This window comes from Bacillus sp. N12A5 (assembly GCF_026790125.1).
In the GTDB taxonomy this organism is placed as follows: Bacteria; Bacillota; Bacilli; order Bacillales; family Bacillaceae; genus Bacillus.
The window spans coordinates 47,884-63,816 of record NZ_JALAMR010000021.1 but is presented as its reverse complement, the minus strand read 5'-3'; the positions used below and the strand labels follow the sequence as shown (position 1 = coordinate 63,816).

Annotated in this window: 13 protein-coding genes and 1 riboswitch; of the genes, 11 read left to right on the top strand and 2 right to left on the bottom strand. The window is 47.0% G+C overall.

Features of this window, described 5'->3' with window-relative positions; all coding sequences use genetic code 11:
- Positions 1 to 126: 126 nt before the first annotated feature.
- The 3 genes from MOC09_RS18655 (at position 127) to bglS (ending at position 4,592) form a co-directional block, all read left to right on the top strand.
- Positions 127 to 1,959: a PTS beta-glucoside transporter subunit IIBCA gene (locus MOC09_RS18655; RefSeq protein ID WP_268371472.1), complete on the top strand. Its 1,833-nt coding sequence runs from the start codon at positions 127 to 129 to the stop codon at positions 1,957 to 1,959.
- Between the two features lie 20 nt (positions 1,960 to 1,979).
- Positions 1,980 to 3,404: a glycoside hydrolase family 1 protein gene (locus tag MOC09_RS18650; RefSeq protein WP_268371470.1), complete on the top strand. Its 1,425-nt coding sequence runs from the start codon at positions 1,980 to 1,982 to the stop codon at positions 3,402 to 3,404.
- A gap of 456 nt (positions 3,405 to 3,860) precedes the next feature.
- Positions 3,861 to 4,592: a beta-glucanase gene (gene bglS / locus MOC09_RS18645; RefSeq protein WP_268371468.1), complete on the top strand. Its 732-nt coding sequence runs from the start codon at positions 3,861 to 3,863 to the stop codon at positions 4,590 to 4,592.
- 168 nt (positions 4,593 to 4,760) lie between these two features.
- Here the strand turns inward: bglS and citH are convergent, their stop codons facing one another.
- Positions 4,761 to 6,041 (bottom strand): citrate transporter CitH, encoded by a 1,281-nt coding sequence (gene citH / locus MOC09_RS18640; RefSeq protein WP_268360155.1) that lies wholly within the window; start codon positions 6,039 to 6,041, stop codon positions 4,761 to 4,763.
- Positions 6,042 to 6,230: 189 nt separating this feature from the next.
- Between citH and MOC09_RS18635 the strand changes: the two genes are divergently transcribed.
- From MOC09_RS18635 to MOC09_RS18625, 3 genes are all read left to right on the top strand, one after another.
- Entirely contained in the window at positions 6,231 to 8,291 is a 2,061-nt protein-coding gene (locus MOC09_RS18635; RefSeq protein ID WP_268371466.1) for a catalase, read from the top strand.
- A gap of 49 nt (positions 8,292 to 8,340) precedes the next feature.
- The gene (locus tag MOC09_RS18630) at positions 8,341 to 8,631 is read left to right on the top strand and encodes a hypothetical protein (protein WP_268360157.1); all 291 of its coding nucleotides are present in this window, start codon (positions 8,341 to 8,343) and stop codon (positions 8,629 to 8,631) included.
- A 146-nt stretch (positions 8,632 to 8,777) separates the two neighbouring features.
- Positions 8,778 to 9,449 carry a DUF3298 and DUF4163 domain-containing protein gene (locus MOC09_RS18625; RefSeq protein WP_268360158.1) on the top strand — a complete coding sequence of 224 codons (672 nt, stop codon included), beginning with the start codon at positions 8,778 to 8,780 and terminating at the stop codon, positions 9,447 to 9,449.
- Positions 9,450 to 9,491: 42 nt separating this feature from the next.
- On the opposite strand, the gene MOC09_RS18620 is transcribed toward MOC09_RS18625, so the two are convergent.
- Positions 9,492 to 10,685, bottom strand: coding sequence for a NupC/NupG family nucleoside CNT transporter (locus MOC09_RS18620; RefSeq protein WP_003236213.1), 1,194 nt, complete (start codon positions 10,683 to 10,685; stop codon positions 9,492 to 9,494).
- 127 nt (positions 10,686 to 10,812) lie between these two features.
- Positions 10,813 to 10,914, bottom strand: a riboswitch (purine riboswitch).
- Between the two features lie 388 nt (positions 10,915 to 11,302).
- On the opposite strand from MOC09_RS18620, the gene MOC09_RS18615 reads away from it, so the two are divergent.
- The 5 genes from MOC09_RS18615 to MOC09_RS18595 all read left to right on the top strand — a co-directional run bounded on the left by MOC09_RS18615 (position 11,303) and on the right by MOC09_RS18595 (position 15,914).
- Positions 11,303 to 12,163, top strand: coding sequence for a methyltransferase domain-containing protein (locus tag MOC09_RS18615; protein WP_268371464.1), 861 nt, complete (start codon positions 11,303 to 11,305; stop codon positions 12,161 to 12,163).
- A 149-nt stretch (positions 12,164 to 12,312) separates the two neighbouring features.
- Entirely contained in the window at positions 12,313 to 13,731 is a 1,419-nt protein-coding gene (locus MOC09_RS18610; RefSeq protein WP_268371462.1) for a GntP family permease, read from the top strand.
- A gap of 23 nt (positions 13,732 to 13,754) precedes the next feature.
- Complete coding sequence (locus tag MOC09_RS18605; RefSeq protein WP_268360161.1) at positions 13,755 to 14,471, top strand: CoA transferase subunit A; 717 nt, start codon at positions 13,755 to 13,757, stop codon at positions 14,469 to 14,471.
- Complete coding sequence (locus tag MOC09_RS18600; protein WP_268371461.1) at positions 14,468 to 15,124, top strand: CoA transferase subunit B; 657 nt, start codon at positions 14,468 to 14,470, stop codon at positions 15,122 to 15,124. Before MOC09_RS18605 ends, MOC09_RS18600 begins: the two co-directional genes overlap by 4 nt.
- A 16-nt stretch (positions 15,125 to 15,140) precedes the next feature.
- On the top strand, positions 15,141 to 15,914 hold the full coding sequence (locus MOC09_RS18595; protein ID WP_268371459.1) for a 3-hydroxybutyrate dehydrogenase: 774 nt from the start codon (positions 15,141 to 15,143) through the stop codon (positions 15,912 to 15,914).
- The last annotated feature ends 19 nt before the right edge of the window (positions 15,915 to 15,933 follow it).

Sequence of the window (15,933 nt, the reverse complement as noted above, 5' to 3'; positions counted from 1 at the left end):
GAAAAACCGAATGAGGGCATTTCTAGGATTGTTACTGGTCAGGCAGGCAAAACCTAAACTACTTGTTCCTATAGCGATAGGGGTAGTTTAGGTTTTTTATTTTTTTGCAGAAGGGATGAGAGGAAAATGGGGATTCAAGCAGCGGCAAAAGAGATTTTACAGCTGGTCGGCGGGGAAGAAAATGTGCGTTCTCTTGTACATTGTGCGACGCGCCTGCGTTTTACGCTGAACGACCGGTCAAAAGCAGATAAAGATAAAATCGAAGCTTTAGATGAAGTCGTAACTGTAGTGGAAAGCGGCGGACAGTTTCAGGTCGTGATTGGCAATCACGTTTCAGAGGTGTATCAAGAGATTGGAAAGATGTCTCATCTGCTGAATGATGACCGAGAGGAACGTTCTGCCCAGAAAGGGAATCTGTTCGGACGGCTTGTTGATATCGTATCGAGCATTTTCACTCCGTTGCTTGGCGTGATGGCGGGAGCGGGAATTTTAAAGGGCCTGCTGATGATATGTACAAATGCCGGCTGGCTCCAAGCAGAGGAAACGACTTACACGATACTGTATGCCGCTGCGGATAGCTTGTTTTACTTTTTGCCGCTGTTGCTGGCCATTACCGCTGCCCGAAAGTTTGGCGCGAATCTATTTGTTTCTGTCACAGTTGCCGGGGCGCTTATCTATCCAACGATCATTGAGCTGAAGAACGGCAATGCGGAAACGGACTTTTTCGGGATTCCAGTCGTGTTAATGAACTATACATCAACTGTGATCCCTATCATTCTGGCGATTTTTGTGATGAGTTATGTTGAGAAGTATTTGAACCGGGTGATTCATGACAGTGTGAAAACCTTCATCACGCCGTTGATTTGTTTGGTAACCATTGTGCCGCTCACATTAATTGTATTCGGCCCGATTGGGGTAAACGCAGGGAATGCCATCGCGTCTGCGATTCTGGCCATCTTCAGCTTTAACCCGATGCTGGCCGGCGCTGTGATCGCGGCACTCTGGCAGATTCTCGTCATCTTTGGCATCCATTGGGGGATTGTGCCGGTCATTTTAAATAACATTGCCGTCAATGGGCAGGATTCAATCAAACCGGCTACAGCAGCAGCTGTTTTTGCACAAACAGGAGCTGCTGTGGGTGTCATGCTGAAAACGAAAAACAAAAAATTAAAGGCGCTTGCCGGTTCCGCTGCTGTCACAGGGATTTTTGGCATTACAGAACCGGCCGTTTACGGCGTCACGCTCAGGCTGAAAAAACCTTTTGTATGCGGTGTCATTAGTGCGGCTGTTGGCGGGGCGATTATCGGGCAGGCTCACAGCGTCGCCATCGCTTCTGGCGCACCCGGTCTATTGACGATCCCAATTTTCTACGGACAGGGCTTTGCCGGTTTTATCTTGGGAATCTCGGTATCTTTTATTCTATCAATCATCCTAACGTATATTGTTGGGTTTGAAGATCCTGCAGAACAAACAGATATCAAAACAGAGCCGTCTGCACCTGCAGTCCGCCATGAAGAGATCAGCAGTCCGTTAGAGGGAAAGGTGATTCCGTTAACAGAAGTGAAGGATAAAGTGTTTGCATCGGAGACACTCGGAAAGGGAATAGCGATTTTGCCGGAGAAAGGCAGACTCGTTGCACCAGCGGATGGCGTGATATCAACTGTTTTTCCGACTGGCCACGCATTCGGCATAGTCACTGATCAGGAAGCAGAAATCCTCATTCATCTCGGATTTGATACGGTGAAGCTGGAGGGGAAGCACTTTTATCCTAAGGTCGTACAGGGACAAACCGTCAAACAAGGAGACTTGCTAGCTGAATTTGACCTGGACGACTTACGTAAGGCGGGGTTTGATATGAACACGCCGATCGTCATTACAAACGCAGATCAATATACTGATGTCATTCAAACAGACCAAAAGCAAGTCAAAATGGAAGAACGAATCTTTTCTTTAATCTAAAACCATTGGAGGAACAAACGATGAATTATAAATCACTTGCAGCATTTCCAGAGCATTTTTTGTGGGGGGCATCGACTTCTGCCTATCAAGTGGAAGGCACGTGGAATGAAGATGGAAAAGGCCCGTCAGTAATTGACGCGCGCGACAGCTATCCTGAGGGAACGACTGATTTTAAAGTGGCCAGCGACCATTACCATCGCTATAAAGAAGACGTTGCGCTGTTTGCTGAAATGGGCTTTAAAGCATACCGTTTTTCCATTGCATGGACGCGGATTATTCCTGACGGCGACGGAGAGATCAACCAAAAGGGAATTGAGTTTTACAGCAACCTGATTGATGAGCTGCTCAAATATCAGATTGAGCCAATCGTCACGATGTATCATTTTGATCTGCCGAATGCCCTGCAGAAAAAAGGCGGCTGGTCGCAACGATCGACAATTGATGCGTTTGAACGGTATTCCAAGGTGCTGTTTGAGCACTTTGGCGACCGTGTGAAGTACTGGCTGACCATCAACGAACAAAACATGATGATTCTTCATGGCAGCGCTTTAGGAACACTTGATCCGAATCTCAAAAACCCGAAAAAAGAGCTGTACCAGCAAAATCATCACATGCTGGTGGCCCAGGCAAAAGCCATGAATCTCTGCCATGACATGCTGCCCGGCGCAAAAATCGGCCCTGCTCCAAATATCGCGCTTATCTACCCGGCATCTTCAAAACCGGAGGATATTGTGGCGGCTTTCAACTATAATGCAATTCGGAATTGGCTCTATTTAGACATGGCAGTTCATGGGCGCTACAATACGACAGCGTGGGCTTATATGAAGGAAAAAGGCTATACGCCAGTCATTGAAGATGGTGACATGGAGATTCTGCAATCTGCGAAGCCTGATTTTATCGCCTTTAACTACTACACCTCTCAAACAGCGGCAGCGAGCAAAGGCGATGGCTCGGATGAAGTGGCACGCGGAGGAGACCAGCATTTAAAAACGGGTGAAGACGGTGTCTACCGCGGGAGCAGCAACCCGCATTTGAAGAAAAATGACTTTGGCTGGGAGATTGACCCGGTCGGTTTCCGCTCCACGCTAAGAGAAATCTATGACCGATACCAGCTGCCATTAATCATCACAGAAAACGGGCTTGGCGCTTTCGATCAATTAGAAGAAAATGATACGGTCAATGACGATTACCGCATTGATTATTTAACACAGCACATCGAACAAATTCAATGGGCCATCACAGACGGTGTCGATGTGTTCGGCTATTGCCCATGGTCAGCCATTGACTTGATTTCTACGCACCAAGGCTGCTCGAAGCGCTACGGCTTCATTTACGTCAACCGTGATGAGTTTGACCTGAAGGATCTGCGCCGAATCCGCAAGAAAAGCTTTTATTGGTATAAAGCGGTGATTGCTTCAAACGGTGAAGTATTGAAGGATAGTTAACAATATAAAAAATAAGAACATCGATTCATAAATGTCTTCCATGTACAGCTCCGAAGACCAAGTATTTGATGCTTCATCTGTCTTGACGAATAACGCTGACGATATGTTTTTCTTCGGCACTTCGTCAGATCGAACACAGATCACATGGATTTTGTCTGGCAACAGTCATTACTATGACCGCTTGCATCCGTTTCATTTTCGGCAGAATTCCTTTCTGTTCATACTGAAGCGTTGAAGAAGGAATACCAAATATGTTCTTACTTAGTGAATTTGATACATCTCATTACCTTCATTTTGTTTAAGTTAGGTTGCAAAGCCAAATAAATTATCAATCTAAAAGTGATAGTTACAGGATTCTAGGATTCGTTATTATCATTATTATGACCGATGTTCCCTTTTAAAAGAATCATGTATGATCGATAAAGAAAACGCTTTCGAAGAAAGGGGAATGCCAACATGTCCTATCGTATGAAACGAGTGTTGTTGCTTCTTGTCACTGGATTGTTTATGAGTTTGTCTGCAATCACTTCTACTGCCTCGGCTCAAACAGGCGGATCGTTTTATGACCCTTTTAGTGGCTATAACTCCGGTTTTTGGCAAAAGGCAGACGGTTATTCAAATGGAAATATGTTCAACTGCACTTGGCGTGCAAATAACGTATCCATGACGTCATTAGGTGAAATGCGTTTGGCGCTAACAAGTCCATCTTATAACAAGTTTGACTGCGGGGAAAACCGGTCTGTTCAAGCATATGGCTATGGACTTTATGAAGTCAGAATGAAACCAGCTAAAAACACAGGGATCGTTTCATCGTTTTTCACATACACAGGCCCAACGGATGGAACGCCTTGGGATGAGATTGATATTGAATTTTTAGGAAAAGACACAACAAAGGTTCAATTTAACTATTACACAAATGGTGCAGGAAACCATGAGAAGCTAGTTGATCTCGGATTTGATGCGGCTAATGCTTATCATACGTATGCGTTCGATTGGCAGCCAAACTCTGTTAAATGGTATGTCGATGGGCAATTAAAACATACTGCGACAAGCCAAATTCCGACAACTCCAGGAAAGATCATGATGAACTTGTGGAATGGTACGGGTGTCGATGAATGGCTCGGTTCCTACAATGGTGTAACACCGCTATACGCTCATTACGACTGGGTGCGTTATACAAAAAAATAGTGACAATTGTGATAAGAGCCTGCTGCCTCAATACAGCCAGGCTCTTATGATTGAAATGAGAAAATATCTACTACTCACTCAAAATACCCTATGTGAACTATATTGTAATCTTGGGTTTTCGGATGATACAGAACAAAAGGATTTCCGCGAGCGGAAATCCTTTTTTCATTAAAACGAAATAATCCCAATCAAAAGCGCCGCAATCGTCATGACAATTGTTGTCCCCACGGCCCATTTGATAGTGAATTTTTGATGGTCGCCAAAGCTGACGCCTGCCATTCCGACTAATAGATAGGTGGAAGGCACAAGCGGGCTGAGCAGATGCACGGGCTGGCCCAGCAAGGAGGCCCTTCCGATTTCAGCGGCATCTATTCCGTAAGCAGATGCGGCTTCTGCGATGATGGGAAGGACACCGAAGTAAAAGGCGTCATTCGACATGAAAAAGGTAAATGGCATGCTGACGATGGCCGTGATCAACGGCAGGTGCGGGCCCATGGCATCAGGGATGAGGGAAACGAGAGAATGTGCCATCGCATCGACCATTTTTGTGCCGGAGAGAATGCCTGTGAAAATACCTGCCGCAAACACCATGGACACAACGTTTAACGCATTTCCCGCATGCGCAGAGATCCGTTTCTGCTGCTCTTTGACATTTGGATAATTGACCATCAAGGCAATGGCGAACGCGATCATAAAAAGAACAGGGATCGGAAGCAGGCTGGTGATCAGAGCGGCCATCAGAGCGATAGTCAGCAGCAGGTTAAACCATTGGAGAGCGGGACGCTTGAGCGGCGCTGCATCCGGATCGGAAGACGGCGCGTGTTCAATCGAAATGACGCCGAGCCGCTTTCGCTCTTTCTTTCCGAGGATATAAGCAACGGCGATCACCCAGAGAACGCCGGCGATCATAGCGGGAATCAGTGGCGTGAAGACCTCCGACGTGTCCAATTTTAAGGAAGCCAAAACCCTTGCCGTCGGCCCGCCCCAAGGAATAATATTCATGACCCCTGAACCGAGCATCGCAATTCCCGCTAGCACCAGCCGGTTCATGCCGAGCCGTTTGTACAGAGGCAGCATCGCCGCAATGGTAATCATATAGGTTGTTGTCCCATCTCCGTCCAGCGAAATGGTCATCGTCAGAACCGCTGTGCCGATGGTGATTTTTAACGGGTCTCCTTTGACAAGCGATAGGATTTTTGCAATGAGGGGATCAAACAAACCTGAGTCAATCATAATGCCGAAATACAGGATGGCGAATAACAGCATGATGCCGGTAGGAGCAAGGTCTGTTACGCCCTGAATCATCATCTCGCCAAGATCTTTGCCAAATCCGCTGATGAGGGCAAACGCAACAGGAACAACAATTAACGCTATAAGAGCGGAAAGCCGGTTAGACATAATAAGGTACATAAAGACAATCATCATCACAAAACCGAGTATGGCAAGCACGATATGACCTCCTCCTTCTTAGTAAGCGCTTCCACCTTCTCGTTTTCGGAAGAAGGCTTATTTCAAATATGTATGACCTCATTCTGATATGTAGACCTAAAATCCTATTAAGCGGATTAGCAGTTTATATGAAGAATGCCACGGGTAAATGTGCTGTAGAATGTTTCGTTTTGAAAAGGGGGAAGAGACATGAGTGATGACCAAAACAAACGTGTAAATGAACACTCAAAGGACGAGCAGCTTGAGCAGTACAGGGTCGATAACAGCGGGAAGAAAATGACGACAAACCAAGGCGTGCGGGTGTCAGAGGATGAACACTCGTTAAAGGCCGGGGTTCGGGGCCCGACGCTGATGGAGGATTTTCACTTCCGGGAGAAAATGACGCACTTTGACCATGAGAGGATTCCGGAGCGTGTTGTGCATGCACGCGGATTTGGCATGCATGGCTATTTCCAGGTTTACGAGCCGATGACGGAGTATACACGGGCCAAATTTCTTCAGGATCCTTCAGTGAAGACGCCGGTATTTGTCCGGTTTTCTACAGTCGCGGGTTCTAAAGGCTCCGCAGACACGGTGCGGGATGCCAGAGGCTTTGCGACAAAATTTTATACTGAAGAAGGAAACTATGATCTAGTGGGTAATAACATCCCAGTGTTTTTCATTCAGGATGCGATCAAATTTCCGGATTTGGTTCACGCGTTTAAGCCTGAGCCTCACAATGAAATGCCTCAGGCCGCGACTGCCCATGATACATTTTGGGATTTTGTCGCCAATAACCCTGAGTCTGCTCACATGGTGATGTGGACGATGTCGGACAGAGGCATCCCGCGCAGCTACAGAATGATGGAAGGCTTCGGCGTGCACACGTTCCGTTTTGTCAATGAACAGGGAAAGGCACGTTTCGTGAAATTTCACTGGAAGCCGGTGCTCGGCGTGCATTCTCTCGTATGGGATGAAGCGCAGAAAATTGCCGGGAAAGATCCGGATTTCCACCGCCGCGACCTGTGGGAAACGATTGAAAACGGCGGCACGGTTGAATATGAGCTCGGTGTGCAGATGATTGATGAAGAAGATGAATTCAAATTTGATTTTGATATTCTTGATCCGACCAAGCTGTGGCCGGAAGAGCTCGTGCCGGTGAAGATTATTGGGAAAATGACGCTGAACCGCAACCAGGATAATGTATTTGCGGAAACGGAACAAGTCGCATTCCACCCGGGAAATGTCGTGCCGGGCATCGATTTTACCAATGACCCGCTTTTGCAGGGGCGGCTTTTCTCGTATACAGACACACAGCTCATCCGTCTTGGCGGCCCGAACTTCCATGAGCTTCCGATTAACCGACCGGTATGTCCGTTTCATAACAACCAATACGATGGCTATCACCGGATGACGATCAATAAGGGGCCAGTCGCTTATCATAAAAACTCTCTGCAAAACAATGACCCGTCGCCTGCGGCAGCTGAAGAAGGCGGCTACGTCCATTATCAGGAAAAAGTCGAGGGCAAAAAAATCCGCCAGCGGAGTGACAGTTTCAACGATTATTACTCACAGGCAAAGCTGTTCTGGAACAGCATGTCTCCTGTCGAGAAGCAGCACATTATTTCTGCTTTCTGCTTTGAGGTCGGGAAGGTCAAAAGCAAGGACGTGCAGCGGCAGGTCGTTGACGTCTTCAGCAATGTCGATACAGGCTTAGCGGAAGAAATCGCCAAAGGAGTAGGCGTGGCGGCGCCGGCAAAACGGAAAGCATCTAAAGAAATTCTAACCTCGCCTGCGTTAAGCCAGGCCCGTACAGTGAAAACGGCGTCAACGAGAAAAGTCGCTGTTCTCGCCGGCAATGGTTTTGATGAAAATGAGCTGCAAACAGTGCTGGACGCTTTAAAGCAAGAAGGGATCACAGCGGACATCATCAGCCAAACGCTTGGGTACATCACAAGCGGCACCGGACAGCAGCTTGAGGCCGGCGGCACGTTCCTGACGGCGGATTCTGTTCTGTATGATGCCGTCTATGCCGCAGGAGGGCCGGAGCTCAAAGACAACAAACAAGCGATGGCGTTTATCAGAGAAGCCTACAGCCACTATAAAGCGATCGGCGCAGTGAATGAAGGAATTGGCCTTCTTCAGTCAGCTGTTGGGACAACAGAGGGTCCGGGCATCGTGACAGCGAAAGATGAAGCTGACTATACCGCCTTCAGCAAGACGTTTATCGAGGCCGTCGCCGCTCACCGCCATTGGGATAGACGAATTTAATCCGCTCCTGTATCTTATAGGAAGATACTTTTCATAAGGAGCATGACAGATGAACGAAAAACAGCTCGTTGAAGCCTACGAACGCGATGAAAATATGATGATTTTGGTGTTTGCCCAATGGTGCGTGAACCATGATCTTGATCCGCTGCAGCTGTACGCCAAGGCGTATCCGCAGCAGAAGCTGAATGAAAGCTTGAAAAAAACCATGGATGAATTGGTCGTGCCGAAGCACGAATCAGAACACATTCCGGACCAGACCGTCATTGCGGTGTTAGAGATGTTTGGAAATACAGATTTGGCACAAGCGGTGCACGAAGCCATTGCGGAACGAAAACAATAAAAAAAGAGACACATTGTGTCTCTTTTTTTATTGGAAAAATCAAGCGATTAGACCTAGAAACTTCTTTTCACCCTCAAGAGTCTATAAAAGTGTACCTTTCAGAAAAAAGGGAATCATAAGCAATGCATATTAAAGGAGGAGATCGTATGAAATGGAGCAACATGCTGAAAGCTGCTGGGATTTCTGTTTTGCTTTTTGCTGTATTTGCATATACGGCCCCCGCATCGAATGCAGTTCAAGCGAAAGGACCGACTGTCAGCAGCCATACGTATAAAAAGATTAAGGAATTAAAGTATCCTCAGGTGCATCACATTGGAAATGCCGCGTTTGAAAAGAAAATCAATCAAGAGCTGAAAGCCTACATTGAACAATCGTATCAGGAATACCTGAAAAACAAAAAAGCAGGCGAACAGCAGGGATTCAAAGCGGAATATCAAACATCCTTCAGCGTCAAATACAATGCCGCAGGCAAGCTCAGCATTCAAACACTCAATTATATCTATTCAGGCGGCGCTCATGGTTTAACGTCTGTTCAGTCATTTAATTATGACTTGAAAGCACAAAAGCGGGTGACACTGAATCAGATTCTGAATACCAAAACAAAAATCAGCAAAACGAAAGATTACCTGTACAGCTATATCCAAAAACATAACACGCTGTTTTTCCCTGACGTAAAGAAAGAGGATATTACCCTTAACCAAAACACAACGTTTTACTTTACGAAAAACGGAATCGCCATCGTCTTCGGCCAATATGACCTGGGACCTTATGCAGCCGGAATCCGAGATGTGCAGGTGCCTTCCTCTGTTTATCAATAATTAAAAGAGCCATATCCTTAAAAGGGATATGGCTCAATGTTTCTACCACACAAACAGGCCGACAATCGCAGCACTTAGTAAAGATACTGCAATTCCGCTGACGAGCAATTTCCACACGTTTTTCCCGATGACGGTTGACTTTTCGCCGTCAAGGATCGAGTTGTATGTTCCGTAAATCATGCCGACAGTACTGAAGTTGGCAAATGACGTCAGGAATGTCGTCGCCACCGCAACGGTGTGAGGCGGAAGTGATTTGAGGTTTTCTTTCAAGTCAAGCATCGCAACAAACTCGTTCGTTGCCAATTTCATTCCCATTAGCTGAGCGACATACATCGCATCATGTACCGGCAGGCCAAGCAGGAAGGCAAAAGGACTGAAGAGATAAGCAAAAATCGTCTGGATGGTCAGTCCGTGTACGAAAACGCCAAGAATGCCATTGACTGCTGATGTTAATGCGACATATCCGATCACCATGGCCAAAATAACGATCACCATGTTCATGCCGACAAGCATACTGTTAGAAATCGTAGAGAAAAAGTCTTTTTTCTCTTCTTTAGGCGGGGTATAGATGATGTCTTCATCCTCCGGCACGTGAACAGGGTTCAGCAAGTTTGCGATAATCAGCGCGTTTAAGCAGTTCAGCGGAATTGCTGTAAATACGTAAGTCGCCGGCACCATTGACAGATAAGAACCAATAATGGAGCCGCTGATGCTGCTCATGCTCATTAAGCCGAATGTGAGCAGGCGGTTGTTGTTTAAAACCGTAAGCTGCTGGCGGATGACCGCAAGTGCTTCCGTATTTCCCAGGAACATCATTTGAATTGAGAAAAAGCTCTCTAATTTCGGCAAGCGGGAAGCCTTTGAAATCACCCAACCGATTTTATCAATCAGCCAAGGCAAAATGCCGAAATATGTTAAAATATCAAAGAATGTGACGATAAAGATAATTGGAAGAAGTGCACTGAAGAAAAAGTCTACTGTTTCATTCGCCATCACTGATGGGAAGGCAAACGCGATACCGTCACTGGCGCAAGCAATCAGCCAAGTGAAGAAATCACCAATTTTACCGATGGCCCAGCTCCCGACTTTCGTTCCCAGCATAAACCAAGTAATCAGCAATTCCAGAACAATTAACGTAATGATCGGGCGCCACTTGATTTTCTTTTTCTGCGGAGAACATAGGAATACAACTGCCATAATCACAATGAGACCAACAAGGTTTAATAAAAAGTACATGATAGCAACTCCTATGAGGTTTATTATGGAAACAAAAAAAGCCCTTATCCTTCACAAATTCTGGAAGTGCAGAAAGTGTGAAAAATAAGAGCAAACAGAAAAGAACTTGTCCTTTTCAACTCGTTCAAATTTATTCAAACTTTCTTGTAGTCTAGTTTTTTACGGTTACTAGGTAGAAACAATCAGACCATATTACTGATCATATACAAGAATGTCTTTTTCTAAGATGATAGCAGTATTTTATCCTTTCACTTTTTGAAAATCAACCTTTTTAACTATTTTCACAATAATAAAATTTATATTTTGAATTTGAGAAAATAAAGGAAAAACATGTTGGATTGCTATGCTGATATGATGTTGATGAGGGCAGCAGCAGTATGGCATTGATTTTTCTTCAACCTATGCTTTCAGCTCCTAGAGGTTTGTTGTATGATGTACATGGGGAAACCCATACAGCAAAAAAGGGAGTTTTTTTCATGATTATCCAATTCATTCGTTATAGATAATGACAGGTGTAGACAATCTGCCAGACCTGGCCAATTTTTGAGAGAGGCCCAGGTTTATTTGTCTATGCCTTTTTCATTTATCTAAAAATGAATGAATGAGGTGTTGTTATCATGAAACGAACAGTTGATTTCAGCCAATTCGCCCTCATGTTTCGATGTCCGCTCTGCGGTTCTTCCATGGATGCGGATTCAGGAAAAAGCTTGATTTGTACAGAACGAGGCCACACATTTGATAGATCCCGGCACGGGTATGTGAACTTCCTGGCGAAGCCGGTCAAAACCGGTTACGATGCCGGACTTTTTGAGGCGAGGAGCAGGCTGATTGGAGAATGCCGGTTCTTTGAGCCGCTCCATCATGCGATTGCAGATCTCATCAGTTACCCCAGCTCTGGTGAAGAAGCTTTCACCATCTTGGACAGCGGATGCGGTGAGGGATCTCATTTGAATGCGCTTTGCGGGTTTGATTATGCAGGGAAAGCAGCGATGGGAACAGGCATCGATCTTTCGAAGGATGGGATTATAAAAGCTTCTAAGGCATTCAAAGATCAGATGTGGGCGGTTGCCGATGTGGCGCGTGCTCCCTTTTATGACCGCCAATTTGATGTTGTGCTGTCTATTTTTTCGCCGTCCAATTATGCAGAGTTTCATAGACTGCTGAGGGATGATGGCATGCTCATTAAAGTAGTGCCGCGAAAAGATTATTTAATAGAATTAAGGCAATTTTTATATACTGATTCACCAAGGCGTACGTATTCCAATACGGCAGCTGTTGAGCGTTTTACAGCGAATGTTGAACGCAGTCATCAAGCGAGGCTGCGCTATGCCAAAACGCTTAACCGGCAAGCGATACATTGGCTGCTCCAGATGACGCCGCTCGCCTGGTCGGCGCCGAAAGACCGAGTCAGCCTGCTGAAAGAGATGAAATCAGCCGATATCACGGTTGATGTCGATATCCTAATAGGAATGAAATGATGGCAGAGGAAAGCTCCGAAAAAAGGAGCTTTCCTTTTTTAATCGGAATAGTTGGCCCCCGCTTCTCGTACATATGGAAAGGGGACGGAAACAGCCGATGCGGGGAGTTTTTGTAAACGCTTTCTTATCTGTGGAAATGGGGGATGCTTGTGGAACTGATCATTATTCTATTGGCGTTAGGTTTGCTGATGTTTACGGCGTATCGGGGATTTTCTGTCATTTTGTTTGCGCCGATTTGCGCGCTATTCGCGGTGCTGCTGACAGATCCAAGCCATGTGCTCCCTTTTTTCTCATCCATTTTTATGGAGAAGATGGCGGGCTTTATGAAACTGTATTTCCCAGTGTTTCTGCTCGGTGCAATTTTTGGAAAGGTCGTCGAAATGTCCGGGCTTGCGGCATCGATTGCAAAAACGATTGTCAGGCTTGTCGGGGCAAAAAGAGCGATACTTGCAATTGTGCTGATGGGCGCTATCTTGACGTACAGCGGCGTCAGCCTGTTTGTTGTCGTGTTTGCCGTATATCCTTTTGCAAAAAATTTATTCCGAGAAGCAAACATACCGAAACGCCTTATCCCGGGAACGATTGCTTTAGGGGCTTTTACGTTTACGATGGACGCACTTCCGGGTACGCCGCAGATTCAAAATGTCATCCCGACGACGTTTTTCAAAACAGACATTTATGCCGCTCCTTGGCTTGGCTTGATCGGCGCAGTGATTGTGCTGGCAGCGGGCATGCTCTATTTGGAATCGAGGCGGAAAAAAGCGCAGGCATCCGGCGAAGGCTATGGCGGTTTTGATTCGGAGAATACAGCCGCTCTCGAAAAGTCTGAGTTCGCGGCAGAACCTGACAAAAGCCCGGTGCAGCATGCGCTTGCCTTTGTCCCGCTTATACTCGTAGGTGCAATGAATAAATGTTTCACCATATACCTTCCAAAGTGGTATCCGAATGGATTTGATTTTTCATCGATCGGATTAAAGGAGTTCGGAAAGCTTGATATTTCTTCAGCAGCTGCCATTTGGTCGGTTGAGCTTGCTCTGGTGATTGGCATCATCACAACGATTTTATTTGATTGGAGAAGAGTGTTTGCCCAAATGAAGGAGGGGCTGAATGAAGGGATCGGCGGCGCCTTGCTGGCATCTATGAATACGGGTGCCGAGTATGGTTTCGGCGGCGTTATCGCCGCACTGCCGGGGTTTCACAAGCTGAGCAGCGGCATTTCGCACACCTTTGCCGACCCGCTTGTAAACGGGGCTGTCACGACAACGGTGCTGGCGGGAATCACCGGGTCGGCTTCAGGTGGTATGGGCATTGCGTTAAGCGCGATGTCAGATCAATATTTGCAGGCGATTCAGGCTTACAACATTCCGCCGGAAGTGATGCATCGGATCATATCGATGGCATCGGGCGGCATGGATACGCTGCCGCATAATGGAGCCGTCATTACGCTTCTGGCCGTGACGGGACTGACTCACCGGCAATCGTATCGGGATATTTTCGCGATCACGCTCATCAAAACGGCTGCCGTTTTCGCTGTGATCGCAATTTACAGCTTGACGGGTCTAGTGTAGGAGAAAACGAAAGGGGCATCAATATGGGAAAAGTGCTGTCATCAAGTAAGGAAGCTGCGGAACTGATTCATGATGGAGATACGCTGATCGCAGGAGGATTCGGGCTGTGCGGCATTCCTGAACAGCTCATTTTGGCGATAAGAGATCAGGGAGTAAAGGATTTAACCGTTGTCAGCAACAATTGCGGGGTCGATGACTGGGGGCTCGGCTTGCTTTTGGCTAACAGGCAAATCAAGAAAATGATCGCATCCTATGTCGGTGAAAATAAAATTTTTGAGCGGCAGTTTTTAAGCGGAGAGCTTGAGGTCGAGCTTGTACCCCAAGGAACACTCGCTGAGAGAATTCGTGCAGGCGGCGCGGGCATACCGGGATTTTATACGGCGACAGGCGTCGGCACCTCCATAGCCGAGGGAAAAGAGCATAAAACGTTCGGCGGCCGGACGTATGTACTGGAGCGAGGCATTACTGGCGATGTGGCGATCGTTAAAGCGTGGAAAGCGGACACCATGGGGAATTTGATTTTTCGGAAAACGGCGAGAAATTTCAATCCCGTTGCTGCGATGGCAGGCAAGATTACGATTGCCGAGGCGGAAGAAATCGTGGACGCAGGAGAGCTCGATCCAGATCACATCCATACACCGGGAATTTATGTACAGCATGTGGTGCGTGGCGCGAGCCAAGAAAAACGGATTGAAAAACGAACAGTTCGGCAAGCGGCGGGAAAGGGTGAAGCGAAATGAAGGAAGCGAGAAAACGAATGGTTAAACGCGCTGTACAAGAAATCAAGGATGGCATGAATGTGAATCTTGGGATTGGAATGCCGACGCTTGTCGCAAATGAGATCCCCGATGGCGTTCACGTCATGCTTCAGTCAGAAAACGGATTGCTCGGGATCGGCCCCTATCCTCTGGAAGGAACGGAAGACGCGGATTTGATCAATGCTGGGAAGGAAACGATCACTGAAGTGACGGGCGCTTCCTATTTTGACAGTGCTGAATCATTCGCAATGATACGAGGCGGGCATATCGATCTGGCTATTCTCGGCGGCATGGAGGTTTCGGAGCAGGGTGATTTGGCCAATTGGATGATCCCCGGCAAAATGGTAAAAGGGATGGGGGGCGCCATGGATCTCGTCAACGGTGCGAAACGGATCGTTGTCATCATGGAGCATGTCAATAAACATGGCGAGTCAAAGGTGAGAAAAACATGCTCGCTTCCGCTGACAGGCCAGCAAGTCGTGCACAGGCTGATTACGGATTTGGCAGTGTTTGATTTTGTTAACGGCCGCATGACGCTGACGGAGCTTCAGGAAGGTGTCACCATTGAAGAGGTTTATGAAAAAACAGAAGCTGATTTCGCGGTAAGCCAGTCTGTGCTCAAACAAAATTCTTAATGGGAAGGTGTTTGACATGAACGAACAAGTCGCCTTGGTAACAGGGGCAGCCGGCGGAATCGGATTCGAAATCGCGAGGGAATTCGCCCGTGAAGGCGCCAGCGTCATCATTTCAGATCTCCATCAGAAAGCGTGCGAAAAGGCAGTCTCCAAGCTTGCAGATGAAGGATTTGACGCGGTGGCCATCCCGTGTGATGTGACAAAGGAAGCGCAAGTCGCTGACACGGTGAACGCCATCCAAAAACGGTACGGGCGCTTGGATATTTTGGTGAACAATGCCGGTATTCAGCACGTCGCCCCGATTGAAGAGTTTCCGACAGAAACCTTTGAACAGCTGATCAAGGTCATGCTGACGGCGCCCTTCATCGCAATGAAGCATGTTTTTCCGATCATGAAAAAACAGCAGTTTGGCAGAATCATTAATATCGCGTCTGTTAATGGATTAGTTGGCTTTGCAGGGAAATCCGCTTACAATAGCGCCAAGCACGGCGTCATTGGACTCACAAAAGTCGGGGCGCTGGAAGGCGCGCCCCACGGCATTACAGTCAATGCGCTCTGCCCGGGTTATGTCGATACCCAGCTTGTACGCAATCAGCTTAGCGATCTATCGAAAACGAGAAATGTCCCTTACGACTCTGTACTTGAACAAGTCATTTTTCCGCTTGTGCCGCAAAAGCGACTGCTTTCCGTCAAGGAAATTGCGGATTATGCCGTGTTTTTGGCAAGCGAGAAGGCGAAGGGCGTCACTGGGCAGGCTGTCGTCCTTGATGGGGGCTACACTGCACAATGATAGAAAAAACACACTTGCT